The sequence below is a fragment of the Dechloromonas sp. A34 genome, from assembly GCF_026261605.1.
GTDB lineage: Bacteria > Pseudomonadota > Gammaproteobacteria > Burkholderiales > Rhodocyclaceae > Azonexus.
The window spans coordinates 3,062,988-3,082,594 of sequence record NZ_CP102486.1 but is presented as its reverse complement, the minus strand read 5'-3'; the positions used below and the strand labels follow the sequence as shown (position 1 = coordinate 3,082,594).

The window sequence follows — 19,607 nt, the reverse complement described above, 5'->3', positions numbered from 1 at the left end:
GGGATGACTGCGCTGTCTGTCGCCCAGAAACTTGGCCACAACTTTTCGGATCAGCTTCTTCTCCGAACCGCCCTGACGCACCGCAGCTTTGGCACGCCGAACAACGAGCGGCTGGAATTCCTCGGTGACGGCATACTCGATTGCGTGATCGCCGCTGCGTTGTTTCACCGCTTTCCCAATCTGCCGGAGGGCGATCTCTCGCGTTTGCGGGCCAATCTGGTCCGCCAGGAAGCGCTGCATCGGCTGGCCACTCAATTAAATCTCGGCGACAGTCTGCGCCTCGGCGAGGGCGAATTGAAAAGCGGCGGAGCCCAGCGCCCCTCCATTCTGGCGGACGCCCTCGAAGCCCTGTTTGGCGCAATCTACCTCGACGCCGGTTTTGATGCAGCGCATGCCGTAGTCGTCAATCTCTACGCGCCGTTGCTGGACGAACTCAAGCCCGGACAGGTCCAGAAGGATCCCAAAACCAGCTTGCAAGAATGGCTGCAGGGGCGAAAGAAGCCTCTACCGCGCTATCAGTTGCTCGAAGCCTCCGGTGCCGCTCACGAGCAGCGCTTTGAGGTGGCCTGCGAAATAGACAATCCACCGCTACGCACCATTGGTCACGGCGCCAGTCGCCGGATTGCCGAACAGGTCGCTGCCGAAAAAGCCTTGAAGGAACTGCTAGTATGAAAAAAATCCGCTCCGGATATATCGCCATCGTTGGTCGCCCCAACGTCGGCAAGTCCACGTTACTCAACCGACTGGTCGGCGAGAAAATCAGTATCGTTTCGCGCAAGGCGCAAACCACCCGCCACCGAATCACCGGCATCGTCACCAACGAGGATGCACAGTACGTATTCGTCGATACCCCGGGTTTTCAGACCAAGTTTTCCAATGCGCTCAACCGGGCGATGAATCGTGGCGTCACGCAGACCCTGAGCGACGTCGATCTGGTTTTGTTCGTTATCGAGGCCGGCCGCTATGACGCCAAGGATCAGGCGGTGGTCAAACTATTGCCGAAGGACCGTCCGGTCATTCTGGTGGTCAACAAGACCGACCAGTTCAAGGAGCGCAATGCCTTGCTGCCTTTCCTGGCGCAGGTTGCGGCAGAACACGATTATGCGGCCATCGTCCCGATCAGCGCGACCAAGGGACGACAAACCGATGAATTGCTGGCCGAGGCGCGCAAGCACTTACCCAACGAAGGCCTGATGTTCCCGGAAGATGACCTGACCGACAAAAGCGAACGCTTTCTGGCCGCCGAGTACATTCGCGAAAAGGTCTTTCGCCTGCTCGGCGACGAATTGCCTTATGCCACCACTGTCGAGATCGAACGCTTCGAGGTCGAGGGCAATCTACGGCGCATCTTCGCCGCCATCGTTGTTGACCGTGACGGCCACAAGGCCATCGTCATCGGCAAGGGCGGCGAGTCGCTCAAGCGCATTGCCAGCGAAGCCCGCCAGGACATGGAGCGCCTGTTTGCCGGCAAGGTCTATCTCGAGGTCTGGGTCAAGGTCAAATCCGGCTGGAACGATGACGAACGTTTGCTGAAGAGTCTCGGTTACGAATGAATCTGCGCAGCAAAGTCGATGGCCAGCCGGCCTACGTCTTGCACACATATCCGTTTCGCGAAACCAGCCTCATTGTCGAAGTTTTTTCCCGCGATTTCGGACGCATGGCCTTGTTGGCACGCGGCGCCCGGCGCCCGCGGTCGGCGATCCGCGGCCTGCTGATGGCTTTTCAGCCGCTTGAAGTCGGCTGGGCCGGCAAAGGCGAAGTCCTGACCCTGATGAAGGCCGAATGGCAAGGTGGGCAACCGCTGCTGGCCGGTGAAGCCCTGTTCTGCGGCTACTACCTGAACGAATTGCTAATGCACCTGCTGCCGCGTGAGGACTCTCATGAGCAACTGTTTGCCCGTTATGCCGAAATGCTGGCTCGCTTGGGGTCTGATCCGGCCGGCAGGGTACGTGAAGCCGACCTGCGTCGCTTCGAAAAAGCGCTGTTGCAGGAACTGGGCTATGGCTTGACCCTGACCCACGACAACGAAGGCCTGCCTATCTACCCTGCCGCCTTCTACCACTATCAGATGGAGCAGGGGCCGGTCCGCCTGGAGCATGCCGAAGCCGCCGCCCAGGTGCTGTGCGGCAAGACGCTGCTCGACCTGGAGGCGGAGGACTTCGCCGACCCGCGTTCACGTCTCGAAGCCAAACAGCTGATGCGGACATTGATGGCTTATTATCTGGCCGGCAAGGAACTCGAAACACGCAAGATATTCAGGGAGTTGCAGGAACTATGATCGAACTCGGCGTCAATATCGACCACATCGCCACACTGCGCCAGGCGCGCCAGACCTATGAGCCAGATCCCGTGTGGGGAGCCGTTGAAGCCCATCTCGGCGGCGCTGACGGCATTACCGTCCATCTGCGCGAAGATCGTCGACACATTCAGGATGCCGATGTGCGGCGCCTGCGCGAACTGACGCAGGTCAAGCTCAACCTGGAAATGGCGGCGACTGACGAGATGGTCGGCATCGCCTGCGGATTGCAGCCGGAAATGGCCATGCTGGTTCCCGAAGGCCGCCATGAAGTAACCACCGAGGGCGGCCTCGACATCGTTGCCCAGGAGTCGCGACTCAAAGACGTCATTGCCCGGTTGGCTGAGGCCGGCATCGTCACCAGCGTCTTCATCGATGCCGAGTTGCCGCAAATCGAAGCTGCCGCGCGGATCGACGCCAGCGTCTGTGAAATCCATACCGGCCCTTATGCCCATGCCTTCCATGCGCGCGGTCGCGATGCCGAAGCGCCGGCCGTACTCGCCGAGCTGACGAAGATTCGCCGGGCCGGTCAGCGCATTCGCGACCTCGGCATGCGCTTCAACGCCGGCCATGCCTTGAACTACTACAACGTGCAGCCCGTGGCGCGGCTGGCCGGGGTGCGCGAACTGCATATCGGCCATGCCATTGTCAGCCGCTCCATTTTTGTCGGCCTGCGCGAAGCGGTGCGCGAAATGAAGCAACTGATGCGCGAAGCAGCTGAGTGCGGCGAATGATCTACGGAATTGGCACCGACATCGTCGCTGTCAAGCGCCTGCAAGGCATGTGGGATCGGCATGGCGACCGGGCGGTGGAGAAGTTGCTGGCGCCGCAGGAAATTGTCGAATTCACCCGAGCCGCCAACAAGGGACGGTTTCTTGCCAAGCGCTTTGCCGCCAAGGAGGCTTTCAGCAAGGCGCTGGGCACCGGCGTGCGGCCGCCTGCGGTCTTGCCGGCCATTGCCGTCAGCCATGACGAACTGGGCAAACCGATCCTGGTTTTTTGCGGTCAGCTGGCTGAAATGATCGAAACCCAGGGCCTCAAGGCTCACCTTTCGCTGAGCGATGAAGCTGATTACGCCATCGCCTACGTCATTCTGGAACGTCCATGATGTACCTCGACCTCGGCCCGCTGATGATCGACATCGCCGGTCTTCAACTTACCGACCTCGACCGCGAGCGCCTTTGTCATCCCTTGGTGGGCGGCATCATTCTCTTCAGTCGAAACTATGCCAATCCGCAGCAACTGGAAGTGCTGACCGGGGAAATTCACGCCTTGCGCTCGCCCGCCTTGCTGATCGCTGTCGATCACGAAGGGGGCAGGGTACAGCGTTTCCGCGACGGATTTACCCGCCTGCCACCGATGGCCGCGCTCGGCCGTTTATGGGATCGGAGCCCGGAGGCCGGCCTGGCTGCTGCCCGCGATGTCGGCTACGTGCTTGCTGCTGAGTTGCGGGCGCGTGGTGTCGATTACTCATTTACGCCTGTTCTTGATCTTGACTACGGCCCGTCACGGGTCATTGGCGATCGCGCCTTCCACCGTCAGCCTGCCGCCGTGGTGGCGCTGGCCGATGCCTTGAATGGCGGCTTGCGCGAGGCTGGAATGGGTTCCTGCGGCAAACATTTTCCCGGTCACGGCTATGTGATTCCCGACTCGCACGTCGAGTTGCCGGTCGACGACCGTAGCCTGGAAGCAATGCAGGAAGACCTCGTTCCTTATCGTCGCCTCGATCTGGATGCGGTGATGGCAGCACATGTGATTTACAACTGTATGGATTGCAATACAGCTGTATTTTCAAATAAATGGATAAATTATCTAAGAAACGACATTAACTTTGAGGGTGTCGTTTTCACCGATGATCTCTCGATGGCTGGGGCTGGCATCGTCGGCAGCATGCTCAATCGAGTCGACACCGCCTACCGTGCCGGTTGCGACATGTTGCTGGTGTGCAACGCACCTGAGGCCGTGGCGGAAGTTCTGGCTGAGTGGAAGCCGGAGATTGATGCCAGACGAGGCAAGCGGGTCGAGGTGCTGCTCTCCGGGCAACCGGCAAAAGCTTGGCCAGCCCTTCAGGCCGAGCCGCGGTATCAGGCGGCCTTGCAAAGCATCGCGCAATTGACGGCCTGAAATGAAATCGGGCAGCCGAAGCTGCCCGATTGAACCAACTAAGAAGATCGCGGATTACTTGGCGCGGCTCTTGTATTCGTCGGTACGGGTGTCGATTTCGATCTTGTCGCCAATGCTGACGAAAGCCGGAACTGGCAGCTCGAAACCGGTAGCCAGGCGGGCAGGCTTCAAGACCTTGCCCGAGGTATCGCCCTTGACAGCGGGTTCGGTGTAGATCACTTCGCGCACCACGCTGTTCGGCAGTTCGACCGAAATGGCCTTGCCGTCGTAGAAAACGACTTCGCAGGCCAGACCATCTTCCAGATACTTGAGCGCATCGACCATGTTCTCGGCTTCGACTTCGAACTGGTTGTACTCGGCATCCATGAAAACGTACATCGGGTCAGCGAAGTAGGAGTAGGTCACTTCCTTCTTGTCGAGCTGAACCACTTCAAACTTGTCGTCAGCCTTGTAGACGGCTTCGGAAGCAGCGCCGGACAACAGGTTCTTGAGCTTCATCTTGACCACAGCGGCGTTACGGCCAGACTTGTTGTACTCGGTCTTCTGGACGACGAGCGGGTCGGCACCAACCATAATGACGTTGCCGGAGCGGAGTTCCATTGCGGTCTTCATTCGGGATTCCCAAAAAAGCTGAAAAATAAAAGCGTCGGATTATACCTTGGCGGCGCAGAACTTGACGAGCGATTCGGCAAGATTCGGATTTTGCGCCAGGTGAATCGCCCAAGCCTTGCTGTGACGGGCGATTTCGCTCCTTGCCGTGAGAAAATCGGCCCACGGTTGCCGCAAGTCGCCACCAGAATTCCATGCCCTGAAGAGATTGAGAGTGGCGCTCGCCGCCGACGGCTTCAATTCGCTGGCGTATATATCCAGAAAAGCCTCCAGCTTGACTAGGTGCGCCGCTTCCTGCTGTTGGTAAATCTGCCAGACGAAAGGCCGCCCAGCCCACTGGGCGCGAACGAAAGAGTCCTCACCGCGCACGAAATTGACGTCGCAGCGCCATAGCAGGCGATCATATTCATCCTGGGGCAGGAAGGCGAACGGCAGCACGCTGAGCATGCCACGTTGCCACGGACCGCTACCGCCCAGATGTGAAGCGACGGCTGCCAGCGGTTTGCCGGGTGCGACATGCAGGCGAATTTCGGTCGGCGATTTGGCGAGCAGGTCGAGCAGTGCACCAACGGGGGCGTGTCGTAGCAAAAAAGGCTGATCTCGAGGCCGCTACGGTCTTGAAGCTGCGCCATTTCGCGCTCGAGCTCGGCCAGCAGGCCTTCTTCCCGCAACAAGCCGCCGGTGCCTGCCGAGAAGCCGGGGAAAAAGAAGTATTTGGTCAGCGGCAGGGAAGGGTGGGGCGAAGCCAGGCCATGGCAGCTCACAGTCCAGGACTCCGCGGTCAGGTATTCGAGATTGATCCAACACGGCTTGGGTAGCGTTTGCGTCATGGCGTCGAGATAGGCTGTCGGAAGCTCGCAGGCAAAAGCCTCGATTACAACCTCGCCAACGCGGTCGACGGTTGGTGTTTCAGTCCAATGAATGATGTCGACGCCTTGGCATTGCTGTCGGGCCTGGGTCACATCGATAGCCGGGCAGAGGGGCTGCAGGCAATCCAGGTCATCCAGCCATAAGCGAACCTGCTTGCCATGTTCCGCGGCCAGTTGCCGGGCGAGCCGCCAGCAGACGCCTATGTCACCATAGTTGTCGATCACGCGGCAAAAGATGTCCCAATGAAGCTGCATGGCCGCCATGCTAACATCGCCGCCATGCCTGCCTTTACCGATCCTCAAGACTGCATTGCCTGTCCGCGCCTGGCCGAACACCTGGCGAACATTCGTCGGCGCGACCCCGACTGGCACGCGTTGCCCGTTCCCGCCTTCGGCGCCCTCGATGCCGAACTGCTCGTCGTCGGCCTCGGCCCCGGTGAAAAAGGAGCGAATCGTACCGGTCGCCCATTTACCGGTGACGTCGCCGGCGAACTGCTTTACCCGGCCCTGCATCGTTTCGGCTTTGCCAGCGCCGCGGAGCCGCTCGGGTCGGACAATTGGGCCAATCCGGCCATGCAGTTGCACAACTGCCGTATTACCAATGCCGTGCGTTGCCTGCCCCCGGCCAACAAGCCGACTACAGCCGAAATCCGCCAGTGCAATAGCCATCTGCAAGCCGAACTGGCCGCGATGCCAGCCTTGAAAGTCATCGTTGCCTTGGGCGCCATCGCACACCAGGCTTTGCTCTGGAGCTATAGCCTCAAGCCGAAGAGTTTTGTTTTTGGGCACAACGTTAGCCACGCCTTGCCGGATGGTCGTCTGCTCATCGACAGCTATCACTGCAGTGGCTACAACTGGCGCACCGGGCGTCTATCTCGCGAGAGTTTCGAAGCCGTTTTTGCCGGCGTCAAGGCTCGGCTAGGTTAATCAGGTACGGCCATGGGGTTCGATGCCAAGGCATTTCTCGCCTCGTTGACCGAGTTGCCGGGTGTTTACCGCATGCTGGATGCCTCCGGCTACGTCCTTTACGTCGGCAAGGCCAAGAATCTGAAAAAGCGGGTGTCGTCGTACTTTCGCGAAAATCTGTCGAGCCCGCGCATCGCCCATATGGTCAGCCAGATTGCGGTTGTCGAGACGACGGCGACGCGCACCGAGGCCGAAGCGCTGCTGCTCGAGAACAATCTGATCAAGTCGCTGGCGCCGCGCTACAACATCCTGTTTCGCGATGACAAATCCTATCCTTACATCGTTGTAACGAAGGGCAAGTATCCACGTCTGGGGTTCTATCGGGGCAGTCCGGACCGCAAAGCCGACTATTTCGGACCGTACCCTTCCTCGTGGGCCGTGCGTGACAGTATTCAATTGCTGCAAAAGATGTTTCGCCTGCGGACCTGTGAAGACTCGGTTTTCGCCAATCGCTCCCGCCCCTGCCTGCTCTATCAGATCAAGCGCTGCAGCGGACCGTGCGTTGACCTCATTGCGCCGGAAGACTATGCGGCCGATGTCCAGTTGGCGACGATGTTCCTGCTCGGCAAACAACAGGAAGTCACCAAGCGCCTGACCCGGTCAATGGAAGAGGCCGCCGAGCGCCTGGCCTTCGAGCAGGCGGCCGTCTATCGCGACCAGATCCAGTCGCTGCACCAAGTGCAGGAAAAACAGTACGTCTCCAGCAGCAAGGGCGAAGACGTCGATATCGTGGTGGCGCTCAAGGAAGCCGGGCAGTTGTGCGTCAATCTCGCCATGGTTCGCGGCGGCAGGCATCTCGGTGACCGTCCGCTGTTTCCGAGCAACGTCGGTGAATCAACGGGAGCCGACGCGGTTGCGGCGTTCATCCGTCAGCACTATGCCGCGCACCCGGCGCCCGCCCGATTGCTCGTGTCCCCGTTGCCGTCGGAAGAGGAGGGGAGCGAAACCGAATCGACGTTGAGTGAACTTGCCGGTCGACCGGTGCCGATCCAGGAAGCGCGCTCGGTCACGCAAAAAGCCTGGGTCGAGATGGCCATGCAGAATGGTCGCCTTGCCATTCTTGCCCGCAATCAGGCGACTGCCCAGCAGGAGCAACGCCTGGCCGCTCTGCAGGAAGCCCTGCAGCTAGCCGAGCCGATCGTTCGGATCGAATGCTTCGATATCAGCCATACCATGGGCGAGGCTGCCGTTGCCTCCTGTGTGGTTTATCAGGGAAGCGCCATGAAGAAGTCCGATTACCGTCGCTTCAACATCCGCGATATCCAGCCCGGTGACGATTATGCCGCCATGCGTCAGGCAGTAACCCGACGCTATGACAGCATCGCAGCCGGGGAGGGGACGGCACCAGACCTGATTCTGATCGATGGCGGCAAAGGACAGGTCAGTTCAGCCTACAGCGCGCTGGCCGATCTCGGACTGGCGCACCTCCCGATGCTGGGCGTGGCCAAAGGGGTGGAACGCAAGCCAGGCCTGGAAACGCTAATTTTTCCGATCGGCCGGGAGCCGCTACAATTGCCGCCGGAACACCCGGCATTGCATCTGATCCAGGAAATTCGCGACGAAGCCCACCGTTTCGCCATCACCGGCCATCGTGCCCAACGTGGCAAGACCAGGAAAACGTCGACGCTCGAAAGTCTTCCCGGCATTGGCCCCGCACGACGGAAAGCACTGGTTTCAAGATTTGGGGGGCTGACCGGAGTACTCGCGGCGAGCCTCGAACAATTGACAGAGGTGCCCGGCATCAGTCGGGAAATGGCCGAAAAGATTTATTCCGCATTACACTGACACATGCCCTTCAACCTGCCCATTCTCCTTACCTGGCTCCGTATTGTCGCGATACCGCTGCTTATCGCCGTCTATTTCCTGCCAGCAGGCTGGGCGACACCCCACGAGCGCGATTTTGCCGCCACCTGGCTATTTGTGGCGGCAGCGTTCACTGACTGGGCTGACGGCTATCTGGCGCGAAAGCTGGACCAGACATCGGCTTTTGGTGCCTTTCTCGATCCAGTTGCAGATAAGCTGATGGTGGCGGCAGCACTGATTATCCTGGTCCAACTCGGTAGAACCGATGCCATCGTCGCCACCATCATCATCGGACGCGAAATCACCATTTCCGCCCTGCGTGAGTGGATGGCCAAGATTGGGGCCGCGAAAAGCGTGGCGGTGTCCATGCTTGGCAAGATCAAGACAGCCGCGCAAATGACGGCGATTCCACTGCTGTTGTATTCGGCGCCACTGTTCGGCTTCGATGTTCGCATCATCGGCAACTGGCTGATCTGGATTGCAGCCTTGTTGACCCTCTGGTCGATGGGCTACTACCTGCGCATGGCCTGGCCGGAAATTGCCAAGCGTAGCGCGGAAAAACAGTAGCCGATGTTGACAACCCCCTTGGGGCGTCTATAATGCGCGCTCTGTTTGACGCGGCAGTAGCTCAGTTGGTAGAGCGCAACCTTGCCAAGGTTGAGGTCGAGAGTTCGAGACTCTTCTGCCGCTCCAGTTTTGCTGAGAGAAGCAACGCCTTCTTTCTTGTTGTATCGCATAATTAGTATTCTTGGCGCGATAGCAAAGCGGTTATGCACCGGATTGCAAATCCGTGTAGGTCGGTTCGACTCCGGCTCGCGCCTCCAAGAATTTGCGGCAGTAGCTCAGTTGGTAGAGCGCAACCTTGCCAAGGTTGAGGTCGAGAGTTCGAGACTCTTCTGCCGCTCCAAAATACGAAGGGAAAGCGCCGAGCGCTTTCCCTTTTTCGTATCGGGACACCACCGATATAATCGACATGCCGCCCGGGTGGTGAAATTGGTAGACACAAGAGACTTAAAATCTCTCGGCCTTTGGCTGTACGGGTTCGATTCCCGTCCCGGGCACCAGGACCATCAATGATTATCTACGACCTTTGCTGTGAAAACGGCCATCGATTCGAGGGCTGGTTTCAAAGTGCGACCGATTACGACTCGCAACAGGAACGCCTTCTCGTCTGCTGCCCGCAGTGCGACATTCATGTCGTCAAGCGGGTGCCTTCGGCTGTTGCCATTGGCTCACATCACGTAGAGGAAAGCCATCACGAATCCGCCCATACGAAAAGTGGTGCGAGCACCGCGATGATGCCGGCCGGCACTCAGGTAATGGCCATGTATCGGCAACTGGTGCAGGAGATGGTCAACAAGTGCGAGGACGTCGGTCAATCGTTTGTCGAGGAAGCACGCAAGATCCATTACAAAGAGGCTCCCGAACGTCCGATCAGAGGCAACGCGACGGAAGAGGAATGCGAAGCCTTGGGCGAAGAGGGCATCGCCATACTGCGCTTGGCCAATATCAACGAAAGTGAATTGAACTGATCGTTAATTACGATTTAATTAGTTAATTCAATTTGTTACAGTTATTTATTAAACTATATTCTAGATCGTAACCCGCTTCAATTGGACAGTTGAGTCCGGTCCTGACGACAGAATATCTTCGCTTTTCTTCCTTGATAGGCGATCTCCGAACCGGTCGGGGAAACAAAAATCGAATAGCGGTCCGTTGGGCTGAGTCTTTTGAAACCGGCTCCGGCCGGCGCGGCTGCCGAGACAGCTTCCGCCAGTTCGTCCGGCGACAGTGAGGAAACTGCGCCAACGAAGGCATACCGGCTACTCCCGTCGCTGATGAAGACCTCGGTGAGCGGCGCCCCGAAAAGCTGTTCCGAGGTCTTGAACCAGTAGGCTCCCTGTTCGGCCTTGTAGGGGTCTTGTTTCTGGTTCAGGTAGTTGTAGAAATAGCCAGGCGCCAGGTCGTCAAGACACAGAACGGCCGTGCCCAGCGTGGTCGAGAAAGTCGCATCTTCCGTGAATGCGCTACCGGCAATGACGAAACAGATGATCCCCAAGTAGACTGAGCGGGGGCCGTTGGCTATCCGTTTGAGCACGGTTCCGGGAAGCATAGCGGTGTGCTCAGGGGCTAACCGCCTTGAGCGATGGGGCGCTGGTCTGCTTTCATCTCCCTGGCGGCGGCCCCGGCTTTCAGACTGCCGTTTGGCACTGGGATGGTGAGCGGAGCGACTTCGACCATGCCGATCCCTTCCTCGCGATCGATCCCGATTTTCCTGGCGGTCGATGGCGAGAGATCGATGATCCTGCCCTTTACATAGGGGCCGCGGTCCTCGATATTGACCACCGCGCTCTGCCCGGTCTTGAGGTTAGTGACACGGGCCGTGGTGCCCAAAGGCAGTGTCCGGCTTGCCGCATTGTCGCCATGCGGGTTCATTAATCGACCGTTCGCCATCTTTCTGCCGGCGAATTTTTTCGCATAGAAAGAAGCCTTGCCGATGCGCGGACGGCCCGAGTGGTCGAGTGCTCGCGACGGTGCCCGCGAGACATGCTGCCGGGCCAGGGCCGATTGCTGCTCAGTGGCATTCGCGGCCGGGCAGATTTCCGGTACGAGCCCGCTTGCCACGGCGACGGATGCCCAGATCGCGAAGGCCATGGCAAACCGCTTAGCTTTGGCAATCTCCGTCATGGCGTTGTTGCTCCATGGCAATCAGCGCTTCAGCGGCTGGCGAGGTGCCCGGCGATTGCATCAAGGACATAGCCCCAACCCGCTTCGTGGCGACGGCCCATTTCGTCATCCGGAACATTCGTCTGGCGCAAGGTGGCCAGGGTCTGGTCGCCCTCGGGCTCAAGAGTCAACTCGACGACGGACTCGAGGCCACGGGTTGCCTCGGAGACCCAGGTATGCGCGACGCGCCGGGGTCGATCGAGCGCGATGAAGCGTCCGTAATGCGCCCAGTCGTGACCTTCGAACTGAACCACATGATAGAAGAGTCCTCCGACTGCCGGCTGGACAACGGCTTGTGCGACGCCGAACCACGGGCTTCCGGGCTTGCTGGGGTCGAGCCAGCGGTCGAACACTTCGTCGGGACTGGCCGCTATCGTGCGGCTGATCGTCAATGCCGTCGTTTTCAATGGCAACGTGCTCATGGGTTTGCTCCTCGTGGTGGCGAGATCGAAAGGAAGCCTGCCCGGGTTTGCCGAGGGCGAGCGACTAGGCCTGATGCACGTAACTGCCTGGTGCATCGTCAAGGGCGACAATGCCTTTTTCCGGTGCCCCGATGGCCGGCGGAGTGATCCTGCCGTGCGATCGTTCGGCCAGCCAGTCCAGCCACGCCGACCACCATGAATCGCCATAGGCCGGAGCGGTGGCATACCAGCGTGCCGGATGCAGGTAGTGGTCGCGAGCTTCGTGTGAGGTCATCCGGTAGCCGCGACGGGCCCGCCCCGGCTCACTGATGATGCCGGCGTTGTGGCCGCCGCTGGTCAGCACGAAGGTCACCTCGGTATCGGTGTAGAGATGCACTTTGTAGACCGAACGCCAGGGCGCGATGTGGTCCTTTTCTGTGCCGACCGCGAAGATCGGCACCCGGATGTCGGTCAGCGCGATGCCGTCGCCGTCGACGATATAGCGTCCCTCGGCCAGGTCGTTATTGAGGAAGAGGCTGCGCAGGTACTCCGAATGCATGCGGAAGGGCAGGCGCGTCGCGTCGGCGCTCCATGCCATCAGGTCGAACATCGGCTGGCGTTCGCCTTCCAGGTATTCATCCACCACCTTCGACCAGACCAGGTCCTTCGAGCGCAGCAGGTTGAAGGCGGCCGAGAGCTGGTCCTTGTCAAGATAGCCCTGCTCGGCCATCATGTTTTCGAGAAAAGTGAGCTGCGCTTCATCGATGAAGAGCAGCAGTTCGCCGGCCTCCTCGAAATCGACCTGGGCGGCAAAGAGCGAAACCGTTGCCAGCCGGTCGTCGCCTTCGCGGGCCATGGCCGCCGCGCTCAGGGTCAGCAGGGTGCCGCCGAGGCAATAGCCGACGGCATGGACCTTTTGCCCGGGCAGTACCGCCTGCACCGCGTCCAGTGCTTCCATGATGCCCATCCGGCGATAGTCGTCGAGGCCGAAGCAGCCTTCGTCCTGCCCCGGATTGATCCAGGAAATCATGAACACGGTGTGGCCGTGCTCGACCAGGTAGCGGACCAGAGAATTTTGCGGCGAGAGGTCGAGGATGTAGTACTTCATGATCCAGGCCGGCACGATGAGCAGGGGCTCGGCATGAACTAGCCCGGTCTGCGGCGAATACTGGATCAGTTCCATCAGGCGGTTGCGGTAGATCACCTTGCCCGGCGTCAGCGCCACGCCACTGCCCGGCGCAAAGGGCTCGGCGCCGACCGGCTGGCGGTGGTTGAAATGGCGGGCGAGATCTTCGATGGCATGGACGCCCCCCTTCAGGAGATTGGTTCCGAGCTGCTCCTGCGTGGTTTTCAGGATATCCGGGTTGGTCCACGGGAAATTCGATGGCGAGCAGGTGTCGGTCAATTGGCGGGCGAGGAAGGAAAGCAGGTCGCGGTGATGCTGGCTGACGCCCTGCACGGTCGAGGTGGTCTGCTGCCACCATTCCTCGCCGAGCAGAAAGGCCTCGGCAAAGACATTGAACGGCCATCGCCCCCAGCTTTCGGTCCGGAAGCGGGCGTCGCTGTCGCGCAGTTCGGCACAGTCCTTCCGGTCGTAGTGCAGGGCGCAACGGGTGGCGAAACGGACCAGATGGTTGAATTTCTCGATAGCAGCCTGCGCCAGGTCACTCTGCTTGCCGGGCTGGATAGCCAGATGGGCAATCCAGTCGAGATAGGCAAGGGTGAGGGCGGTCGGTGAAACGCCGCCGGTCAGGCGGCCGATCATGGCGTGCAGTACGCGGTCGAAATCGGTGGTGCGCAGCACCGGGCCGATTTTCGGCGCCACCCGCTTGTGGCTGTAGCCGGTGCCTTCGCCGGTCAGGGGCTGGGTGTGGGCTGGCAGCGCGCTACTCGCCTGCGCCAGGTGATTGGCGGTGAGTTCCCGCTCGGCCTCGGATCTGATGCCTTCGGCGTCCGAAGATTTTCCCATGCCGATTGCTCCTCGACGTTGATCGACGGCCTAAGCTTGCGCGCTACTTCTTGGCCGCCTTGGCATCGGCTTTCGCAGCAGCTCGCGCCGACTTCGCTTCCTTGACGCAGGAATCCTTGGCAGCCCCTGCCTGATCGTCACATTTTTCCTTGGCGACCTCGTATTCGGCCTCGGCCTTGGCGATACTCACCTCATACCGGCTCTTCGCGGTCGGTTTGTAAGTGGCTTTCAGCTCGGCCTTGGCGACTTTCTCCTGGCCTTTTGCCTCGGCCATACAGACATCCTTGGCGTTGCCGGACATCGTTTTGCAGGGGGCCGACGCTGATTTGTAATCGGCGGCGATCTTGTCCCTGCCCGCCTTGTAGCTATCGCTGGAAAGGCCTTCTGCGGCGACCACGTTGATGCTGAAGGCGAGGCCGAGCGTAAGCGCGGCGATGGTCAGTTTGCGGTTGAGTTCCGTCATGATGTTGTAGCTCCTTGATGTCGTCGATTGGGGGGCGCGAAGCCCGGCTTGTCTCGCGAAGAGAGCGTCGCCCGTAAGCCAAAAGGGAAGGGCTTGGGCCAAGGGTCCGGTCATTCGCCGACAGGTCGCCGGTGGGGGGGCGACAAATGTCCGTGGCGGATGAATTTCCGGAGTGCCTTGCGCAGGACGCTCTCGCCCGCTGTCCAGCAAACGCCGTGCCAAATCGCCGGCTGCCAAGACGCGGCAGGTCGCCGCGAGCTTGGCCTGGCGATGGCCGCGCCAGCGACCTGGGCAATGGTGCCGGCCGGATACCAAAGTTGCCGTAAGTTTTACCGACCCGCCGGCAAATCCGGGCGGACTGTTTGCCTCTTCGACCGGCTGGTCGCCCTGGCCGGTGCAGGAATAGTCCTTGCTGCGCAACAAGCTCGATTGACCAACGTGAAGGAGAACCATCATGCGAGTAAGCGAAGCAATGACCCGCCAGGTCCACATCGCCAATCCCGACCAGAGCATTCGCGACGTCGCGACGATCATGGCCGAGTGCGACCTCGGCAGTCTGCCGGTCGGTGAGAATGACCTGTTGGTCGGCATGATCACCGATCGCGACATCGCCATCCGGGCCGTGGCCAATGGAAAATCGCCCAATGCGACCACGGTGCGCGAGGTGATGAGCCAGGATGTCAAATACTGTTTCGACGACGCCGAACTCTCGGATGTCGCCCGGAACATGGGCGACATCCAGCTGCACCGGCTGCCTGTCGTCGACCATGACAAGCATCTGGTCGGCATCCTGGCACTGGCGGATATCGCCAATTGCGAAGGATCGGAAGTGGCGGGCGACACAGTGTGCGGGCTGTCTGTGCCGCGCGGCCACTGACGGCAACGAGCTCGGTTTGCCATCCCTTTCCATCAAGAAAAGCTGGGGCCTGGCCCGCCTGCACGTCCAGTCGGGGCGAGCCGTAATTCCGCCCTTCCCGGCCGACGGGAGGCGTTTCGGGCTATCCGGCAAGGAGCATCAAATGCCTGCACCAAGCACCACCAATCTTTCGTCCATCGCGACGATTCGTTTCCGCGCCCGCCGTCATATCGAGGAGGGCGCCATTACCGACGACTACGGTGCCGATCGGGATACCGTCCTCCGCCTGCTCAATGAAGCACTGGCCACCGAGATCGTCTGCAGTCTGCGCTACAAGCGCCACTATCATTCGGCCAAGGGTCTAACTTCGCTGAGCATCGCGCAGGAGTTCCTGCAGCATGCCCAAGAGGAAGAACTGCATGCCGAGAAATTCGCCAACCGCATCACACAGTTGGGCGGCGAGCCGGACTATTCGCCCGACACCCTGAGTACCCGCAGCCATGCTGAATATCTCGAGGGCAAGAGCATCGTCGACATGATTCGCGAAGACCTGGTGGCCGAACGCATCGCCATCGAAAGCTACAAGGAAATCATCGCTTACCTGGGTGATGCCGACCCGACCACCCGTCGTCTGTTCGAGGAGGTGCTGGCGGTCGAGGAAGAGCATGCCGAAGACCTGCGCACCCTGATCCACCAGATCGGTGCCAGCCACACGCCGGCCGCCTGAGCGGTCCGCAGAATAACGTCATGTTCGAACCGACGGTTTTCACGGTGCACTTGGCACAGAAGCAGGGCTATCAGTTCGAAGCCAGCTTCGGGCAGCCCGGCGTGCCGGATATTGTGCTCGACGAACCCGGCCCTCTGAGCGCCGGCGAAGGCCCCAATGCCAGCCAGGTGCTGGCGGTGGCGGTAGGCAACTGCCTGACCGCCAGCCTGTTGTTCTGCTTGCGCAAGTTCCAGCAGGAGCCGGCCACGCTGCAGGCCGAGGTGACGACGACACTGGCCCCGAACGAGCATGGTCACCAGCGGATCGGCGGCATCGAGGTAGTCATCCGGCTGCAGGAGATAGCCGGGCAAGTGGCGAATTTCGGTCGCTGCATGCAGCAATTCGAGAATTACTGCGTGGTCACCGACAGCATCCGGCGGGGCATCCCGGTGCATGTCAAGGTGGTCGACGGGGCCGGCAATGACGTTTATGCCGCCGAAACCTGAGCCCGCAGCGGCCAGTCCGGGCTGCCGGGGCGGCACGCGAGTCGTAGCCGTTAGCTGTTCATAACGCCGACGTCGCAAATGGGGGGAAAACCCCCAGAGCCGGCAGTTGACGGGGCAGTTGACGGCGTTGATGCCGCAAAATTCACTGCTTTTCCGCTTCGGGCGCCAGCCCGGTGGCGATCAGTGCCTTGACCGGCAGATGGTCCGAAGCGACGCGGGCGGTATGCGAGGGATGGGTGGTAAAGGCGAGCAGCGAGCGGCGCGGTCGGACCCATACCCGGTCCAGGGCGAACAGCGGCAATCCGGACGGGAAGGAGCGTTCGGCCGGGGAGTGGCCGAGCATGCCATGCAGCCAGCGCAAGGGCCGCCCCATGGGTAGCCATTCGTTGATGTCCCCGAGGACGACGGTCATCTGGTCGGCCGGGATTTCGCGCAGCAGGCCGAGCATCTGGCGGACCTGGAAACGGCGCTCGATCGGGCGCAGTCCAAGGTGGGTGACGACGATGCTGATCACTCGGTCGCCGACTGCGACATCGACTTCCAGGGCGCCGCGCGGCTCGCGGCCCAGGTAGCTGAAATCGTGACGGCGGATGGCGACGACGGGGTGGCGGCTGAGCAGCGCGTTACCGTAGCTGCCTTGATGGTGCACGATGGTGTTGCCGGCGACCGGCGTTGTCGCTGTCGCCTGTGCCAGGTAGTCGAGTTGCATCGAATCGTGGCGGCCGTCGGAGCGGTTGTCCACTTCCTGCAAGCCAATGACGTCGCAGCCGAGTTCGCGGATCACCTGTGCCACCCGCTCGACATCGAGGAGCCGGTCGCGGCCGATGCAGCGGTGGATGTTGTAGGAAGCGACGCGCAGGCAGTCGCCGCCGAGGGTCTGATTCAGGCTGTGCCAGTTGGCGAGGGCGTTAGATTTTGTGGCCATGATCCGAATGCTGGCGGCGCTGGGCCACCAGCCAGTGGCGGACGGCCAGCGAGAGCAGGGCAACGACACCAACGGCAGCCGCCAGCAGGCCGTAATTGACCTGCGACGGATCATGCAGCGCGGCTTCGATCTGGTGCCCGAAAATCGTCGTCGTCAGGGTGCCCGGCAGCATGCCGATCAGCGTGCCGAGCATGAATGGCGAAAGGCGGATGCCAATGGCCGCGGCGACCAGTCCTTCGACTGCAAACGGTGCCAGCGGCACCAGGCGTAGCGCCGTCACAGTCAGCAGGCTGCGGCGTCGCAAAATCTCGGCAAAGTGCAGCAGGCGCGGGCCGGCCATGTCGCGCACGGTATGCCGTGGAAGGTGGTGGCCGGCTTGGTAGCTGAGCAGCGCGGCGAGCAGTATCCCTGAAAGCGCATAGGCGAAGCCGAGGTGGGGGCCGAAGGCGATGACCGCGGCGAAGGTTATCAGCGGCCGTGGGAAGAGCACGATGCAGGCTGGCGTGTAGGCGGCAACGATGACAAGCGGCGCCCACCAGTGGCCGCCAAACTCACGCGCCCAGGCGCTGACGTGATCGGCGTTCAGCCACTCGGCCAGCGGCGTATAGCGCCACAACGCAGTCAGTGCCGCGACAGCGAGGATGGCCGCCGCCAGGCGCGGTGCCAGACGCCGGATCAGGGTGCGGAGGCGAGATTGGGCGGCTGAGGGGGCATTCTCTTCGGACTCGTCCTCGCTGCTGGTCAATCGCTCCGGGCTGAATTCATCGATCAAGCCTTCCAGTGACACCGGCTGTGCGGGGTCGCCGACGCTGGCCAGTTCGAGCACGGCCGGCGGCCAATCGGGCAGTTCCTCAAGCGGGCGCAGCGTCCGCTCCCGGCCGGCCAGGGCCGCGATAGCGCCGTGCAGACTGCCTTGGTGGTGGACTGCCGCCTCGACCTCGCCGGCTGGCACGTCGAGATGTTCGCCGAGCAGACGGTTGCGGAAGTCGCGGATGGCGCTGGCGATGCGCCGGTCGCCGCGGGCCTCGATGGCAGCGTCGCATTCGCTGTCGAGGCCCATCGAACGGTTGGACAGGTTGGCCGAGCCGATGCGCAGGATTTCGTCGTCGACGATCATCAGCTTGGAGTGCAGGTCGATGCAGGTCCTGTCGGCCAGCCCCTCGATATGCGGGTAAAAAATATGGAAATGGCCGTAGCGGTCGGCGGCGCGCAGGCGCTGGACGAGGCGGCTGCGCAGCACATGCATGGTGTACTCCTCGAGCCAGCCGTGGCTGAACCGGCGCACGACGATGATGATCTCGGGCCCGTCAGGCTCGTCTAGCCTTGCCGCCAGTGCATCGCCGATACAGTGGGCGGTGAAATACTGGTTTTCGATATAAATGAATTTCCGGGCGGCAGCGATCATGTCGAAGAAGAGCGCTTCAACTTCGGCGACGCCCGGCTGGCCTGGTGTCTCGGGCAGGGTGCGGGCGAATGCCACGTCGACCTCATGGAGATCGACGCGCAGGCCGGACGGCCAGGGCAATTCCTGTGGCGGGGCCGGAGGCAAATGGCGGCCGGTCGCGGCGAGCCAGCGACTGCGAACAATCTCTGCCACCTGCCCGGCCGCTTCGCCGTCGACGGCAAGCATCAGGTCGTGGAACGGCGGGTAGGGCTTGCTGCCATAGCTGCGGCGGTCGTCGTCGGCCTGATGCGCGCAAGTATCCCAACGCCGCACGGTGAGGTCGAAGCCGCCGATGAAGGCTATGCTGTCGTCGATGACCACGATCTTCTGATGGTGCGAAGCGCCGACCGGGTGGGTGTTGTCGTAGGCTATATGGACGCGGCGATGGGGTTTCCAGCCGAAGCCATAGAGCGTCCGGAACTCGCGGTCGGTGCCGAAGACCAGCGGATAGTCCCAGTCGAGAACATGAATCTGCAGGCCGCGCCGGCGGCGCGCCAGCCAGTTCAGGAAGTCGCCGAGTTGGGCCGGCGGGCCGTGCTTATCTTCGGCGAAATGCAGTTGGGTCTTGCTGTTGAAGTCCCAGGCCAGGATGTTGATCGAGTGCGTTGCCTGTTCGGCAGCGACGATGAAGGCGCGAAAATATTCCTCTCCATCCACCAGCAATCCGACATGGTGTGCACGGCCGACCGCGCAGCAGTTCCGGTCGATGGCGAACAGGCTTCCCGGAGCGGCCGGCGACCACTCGGCTTCGATCGCCGCGGCGCCGTTTTCGTCCATATTTTCTTGTCGAAGGTGCAGTCTGGCTGCAGGCAGAGCGCAATTTTCCATAAGCCGGTAGTCAAGTGTTGTCAGTGGCGTGCGGCAGGAGGCGGTCATCATCGACTTCGCGGCTGAACTGGATGTAAAGCCTTCTGCAATGTGCATGCCCAAGGGCGCCATTTGC

At 61.0% G+C, this 19,607-nt stretch carries 21 protein-coding genes, 4 tRNA genes and 1 pseudogene; 17 read left to right on the top strand and 9 right to left on the bottom strand.

All coding sequences use genetic code 11. The features are described 5' to 3' along the window. Positions 1–3 precede the first annotated feature (3 nt). From rnc to nagZ, 6 genes are read left to right on the top strand one after another with little or no spacing between them, the layout of a single operon-like run. On the top strand, positions 4–672 hold the full coding sequence (rnc, locus tag NQE15_RS15420) for a ribonuclease III (RefSeq protein ID WP_265942554.1): 669 nt from the start codon (positions 4–6) through the stop codon (positions 670–672). Continuing rightward, positions 669–1,553, top strand: a complete 885-nt coding sequence (era, locus tag NQE15_RS15415; RefSeq protein ID WP_323054897.1) for a GTPase Era — start codon at positions 669–671, stop codon at positions 1,551–1,553. Before rnc ends, era begins: the two co-directional genes overlap by 4 nt. After that, the gene (gene recO, locus NQE15_RS15410; protein WP_265942553.1) at positions 1,550–2,278 is read left to right on the top strand and encodes a DNA repair protein RecO; all 729 of its coding nucleotides are present in this window, start codon (positions 1,550–1,552) and stop codon (positions 2,276–2,278) included. Before era ends, recO begins: the two co-directional genes overlap by 4 nt. After that, a complete protein-coding gene (locus NQE15_RS15405; RefSeq protein WP_265942552.1) occupies positions 2,275–3,030 on the top strand; it encodes a pyridoxine 5'-phosphate synthase in 756 nt (251 codons plus the stop codon). The genes recO and NQE15_RS15405 overlap by 4 nt, the downstream gene beginning before the upstream one ends. Beyond that, positions 3,027–3,404 (top strand): holo-ACP synthase, encoded by a 378-nt coding sequence (gene acpS, locus NQE15_RS15400; protein ID WP_265942551.1) that lies wholly within the window; start codon positions 3,027–3,029, stop codon positions 3,402–3,404. The genes NQE15_RS15405 and acpS overlap by 4 nt, the downstream gene beginning before the upstream one ends. Beyond that, positions 3,401–4,420 carry a beta-N-acetylhexosaminidase gene (gene nagZ, locus NQE15_RS15395; RefSeq protein WP_265942550.1) on the top strand — a complete coding sequence of 340 codons (1,020 nt, stop codon included), beginning with the start codon at positions 3,401–3,403 and terminating at the stop codon, positions 4,418–4,420. The genes acpS and nagZ overlap by 4 nt, the downstream gene beginning before the upstream one ends. Positions 4,421–4,474: 54 nt before the next feature. Here the strand turns inward: nagZ and efp are convergent, their stop codons facing one another. Beyond that, complete coding sequence (efp, locus tag NQE15_RS15390) at positions 4,475–5,032, bottom strand: elongation factor P (protein ID WP_265942549.1); 558 nt, start codon at positions 5,030–5,032, stop codon at positions 4,475–4,477. Between the two features lie 39 nt (positions 5,033–5,071). After that, positions 5,072–6,153: pseudogene (earP, locus tag NQE15_RS15385) on the bottom strand (elongation factor P maturation arginine rhamnosyltransferase EarP). On the opposite strand from earP, the gene NQE15_RS15380 reads away from it, so the two are divergent. The 8 genes from NQE15_RS15380 (at position 6,142) to NQE15_RS15345 (ending at position 10,199) form a co-directional block, all read left to right on the top strand. Beyond that, on the top strand, positions 6,142–6,825 hold the full coding sequence (locus tag NQE15_RS15380; RefSeq protein WP_265942548.1) for a uracil-DNA glycosylase: 684 nt from the start codon (positions 6,142–6,144) through the stop codon (positions 6,823–6,825). The pseudogene earP and the gene NQE15_RS15380 overlap by 12 nt on opposite strands. Positions 6,826–6,837: 12 nt before the next feature. Then, complete coding sequence (gene uvrC / locus NQE15_RS15375) at positions 6,838–8,649, top strand: excinuclease ABC subunit UvrC (protein WP_265942547.1); 1,812 nt, start codon at positions 6,838–6,840, stop codon at positions 8,647–8,649. 3 nt (positions 8,650–8,652) lie between these two features. After that, positions 8,653–9,234, top strand: a complete 582-nt coding sequence (gene pgsA, locus NQE15_RS15370) for a CDP-diacylglycerol--glycerol-3-phosphate 3-phosphatidyltransferase (RefSeq protein ID WP_265942546.1) — start codon at positions 8,653–8,655, stop codon at positions 9,232–9,234. A gap of 50 nt (positions 9,235–9,284) precedes the next feature. After that, a tRNA-Gly gene (locus tag NQE15_RS15365) sits at positions 9,285–9,360 on the top strand. Positions 9,361–9,417: 57 nt separating this feature from the next. Continuing rightward, positions 9,418–9,491: transfer RNA gene (locus tag NQE15_RS15360), tRNA-Cys, on the top strand. A gap of 7 nt (positions 9,492–9,498) precedes the next feature. Continuing rightward, positions 9,499–9,574, top strand: a tRNA-Gly gene (locus tag NQE15_RS15355). 71 nt (positions 9,575–9,645) lie between these two features. Beyond that, positions 9,646–9,731, top strand: a tRNA-Leu gene (locus NQE15_RS15350). Between the two features lie 9 nt (positions 9,732–9,740). Next, a complete protein-coding gene (locus tag NQE15_RS15345) occupies positions 9,741–10,199 on the top strand; it encodes a DUF1178 family protein (RefSeq protein WP_265942545.1) in 459 nt (152 codons plus the stop codon). 77 nt (positions 10,200–10,276) lie between these two features. On the opposite strand, the gene NQE15_RS15340 is transcribed toward NQE15_RS15345, so the two are convergent. The 5 genes from NQE15_RS15340 to NQE15_RS15320 all read right to left on the bottom strand — a co-directional run bounded on the left by NQE15_RS15340 (position 10,277) and on the right by NQE15_RS15320 (position 14,650). Further along, on the bottom strand, positions 10,277–10,780 hold the full coding sequence (locus NQE15_RS15340; protein ID WP_265942544.1) for a hypothetical protein: 504 nt from the start codon (positions 10,778–10,780) through the stop codon (positions 10,277–10,279). A 17-nt stretch (positions 10,781–10,797) separates the two neighbouring features. Further along, positions 10,798–11,355 (bottom strand): septal ring lytic transglycosylase RlpA family protein, encoded by a 558-nt coding sequence (locus NQE15_RS15335; protein ID WP_265942543.1) that lies wholly within the window; start codon positions 11,353–11,355, stop codon positions 10,798–10,800. A gap of 29 nt (positions 11,356–11,384) precedes the next feature. Next, positions 11,385–11,816 (bottom strand): SRPBCC family protein, encoded by a 432-nt coding sequence (locus NQE15_RS15330; RefSeq protein ID WP_265942542.1) that lies wholly within the window; start codon positions 11,814–11,816, stop codon positions 11,385–11,387. Between the two features lie 64 nt (positions 11,817–11,880). Next, on the bottom strand, positions 11,881–13,764 hold the full coding sequence (locus NQE15_RS15325) for a PHA/PHB synthase family protein (protein WP_265942541.1): 1,884 nt from the start codon (positions 13,762–13,764) through the stop codon (positions 11,881–11,883). 43 nt (positions 13,765–13,807) lie between these two features. Then, the gene (locus tag NQE15_RS15320; protein WP_265942540.1) at positions 13,808–14,650 is read right to left on the bottom strand and encodes a hypothetical protein; all 843 of its coding nucleotides are present in this window, start codon (positions 14,648–14,650) and stop codon (positions 13,808–13,810) included. Between the two features lie 31 nt (positions 14,651–14,681). On the opposite strand from NQE15_RS15320, the gene NQE15_RS15315 reads away from it, so the two are divergent. The 3 genes from NQE15_RS15315 (at position 14,682) to NQE15_RS15305 (ending at position 16,295) form a co-directional block, all read left to right on the top strand. After that, complete coding sequence (locus tag NQE15_RS15315; RefSeq protein ID WP_265942539.1) at positions 14,682–15,104, top strand: CBS domain-containing protein; 423 nt, start codon at positions 14,682–14,684, stop codon at positions 15,102–15,104. Positions 15,105–15,246: 142 nt separating this feature from the next. After that, positions 15,247–15,810 (top strand): ferritin-like domain-containing protein, encoded by a 564-nt coding sequence (locus NQE15_RS15310; protein WP_265942538.1) that lies wholly within the window; start codon positions 15,247–15,249, stop codon positions 15,808–15,810. A gap of 20 nt (positions 15,811–15,830) precedes the next feature. Next, positions 15,831–16,295 carry an OsmC family protein gene (locus NQE15_RS15305; RefSeq protein WP_265942537.1) on the top strand — a complete coding sequence of 155 codons (465 nt, stop codon included), beginning with the start codon at positions 15,831–15,833 and terminating at the stop codon, positions 16,293–16,295. A gap of 142 nt (positions 16,296–16,437) precedes the next feature. Here the strand turns inward: NQE15_RS15305 and NQE15_RS15300 are convergent, their stop codons facing one another. Both NQE15_RS15300 and NQE15_RS15295 read right to left on the bottom strand, forming a co-directional pair. Beyond that, entirely contained in the window at positions 16,438–17,220 is a 783-nt protein-coding gene (locus tag NQE15_RS15300) for an endonuclease/exonuclease/phosphatase family protein (RefSeq protein ID WP_265942536.1), read from the bottom strand. Beyond that, the gene (locus NQE15_RS15295; protein WP_265942535.1) at positions 17,204–19,441 is read right to left on the bottom strand and encodes a VTT domain-containing protein; all 2,238 of its coding nucleotides are present in this window, start codon (positions 19,439–19,441) and stop codon (positions 17,204–17,206) included. The genes NQE15_RS15300 and NQE15_RS15295 overlap by 17 nt, the downstream gene beginning before the upstream one ends. Positions 19,442–19,607: the final 166 nt, after the last annotated feature.

Excerpts from the sequence above, each read along its gene's own strand:
- acpS (WP_265942551.1), top strand. The coding sequence starts at position 3,027 with ATGATCTACGGAATTGGCACCGACATCGTCGCTGTCAAGCGCCTGCAA.
- rnc (WP_265942554.1), top strand. The coding sequence starts at position 4 with ATGACTGCGCTGTCTGTCGCCCAGAAACTTGGCCACAACTTTTCGGAT.
- NQE15_RS15335 (WP_265942543.1), bottom strand. The coding sequence starts at position 11,355 with ATGACGGAGATTGCCAAAGCTAAGCGGTTTGCCATGGCCTTCGCGATC.
- NQE15_RS15330 (WP_265942542.1), bottom strand. The coding sequence starts at position 11,816 with ATGAGCACGTTGCCATTGAAAACGACGGCATTGACGATCAGCCGCACG.
- NQE15_RS15300 (WP_265942536.1), bottom strand. The coding sequence starts at position 17,220 with ATGGCCACAAAATCTAACGCCCTCGCCAACTGGCACAGCCTGAATCAG.
- NQE15_RS15305 (WP_265942537.1), top strand. The coding sequence starts at position 15,831 with ATGTTCGAACCGACGGTTTTCACGGTGCACTTGGCACAGAAGCAGGGC.
- NQE15_RS15315 (WP_265942539.1), top strand. The coding sequence starts at position 14,682 with ATGCGAGTAAGCGAAGCAATGACCCGCCAGGTCCACATCGCCAATCCC.
- efp (WP_265942549.1), bottom strand. The coding sequence starts at position 5,032 with ATGAAGACCGCAATGGAACTCCGCTCCGGCAACGTCATTATGGTTGGT.
- NQE15_RS15380 (WP_265942548.1), top strand. The coding sequence starts at position 6,142 with ATGAAGCTGCATGGCCGCCATGCTAACATCGCCGCCATGCCTGCCTTT.
- NQE15_RS15340 (WP_265942544.1), bottom strand. The coding sequence starts at position 10,780 with ATGCTTCCCGGAACCGTGCTCAAACGGATAGCCAACGGCCCCCGCTCA.
- recO (WP_265942553.1), top strand. The coding sequence starts at position 1,550 with ATGAATCTGCGCAGCAAAGTCGATGGCCAGCCGGCCTACGTCTTGCAC.
- NQE15_RS15295 (WP_265942535.1), bottom strand. The coding sequence starts at position 19,441 with ATGGACGAAAACGGCGCCGCGGCGATCGAAGCCGAGTGGTCGCCGGCC.
- era (WP_323054897.1), top strand. The coding sequence starts at position 669 with ATGAAAAAAATCCGCTCCGGATATATCGCCATCGTTGGTCGCCCCAAC.
- NQE15_RS15310 (WP_265942538.1), top strand. The coding sequence starts at position 15,247 with ATGCCTGCACCAAGCACCACCAATCTTTCGTCCATCGCGACGATTCGT.
- NQE15_RS15405 (WP_265942552.1), top strand. The coding sequence starts at position 2,275 with ATGATCGAACTCGGCGTCAATATCGACCACATCGCCACACTGCGCCAG.
- nagZ (WP_265942550.1), top strand. The coding sequence starts at position 3,401 with ATGATGTACCTCGACCTCGGCCCGCTGATGATCGACATCGCCGGTCTT.
- NQE15_RS15325 (WP_265942541.1), bottom strand. The coding sequence starts at position 13,764 with ATGGGAAAATCTTCGGACGCCGAAGGCATCAGATCCGAGGCCGAGCGG.
- NQE15_RS15345 (WP_265942545.1), top strand. The coding sequence starts at position 9,741 with ATGATTATCTACGACCTTTGCTGTGAAAACGGCCATCGATTCGAGGGC.
- pgsA (WP_265942546.1), top strand. The coding sequence starts at position 8,653 with ATGCCCTTCAACCTGCCCATTCTCCTTACCTGGCTCCGTATTGTCGCG.
- uvrC (WP_265942547.1), top strand. The coding sequence starts at position 6,838 with ATGGGGTTCGATGCCAAGGCATTTCTCGCCTCGTTGACCGAGTTGCCG.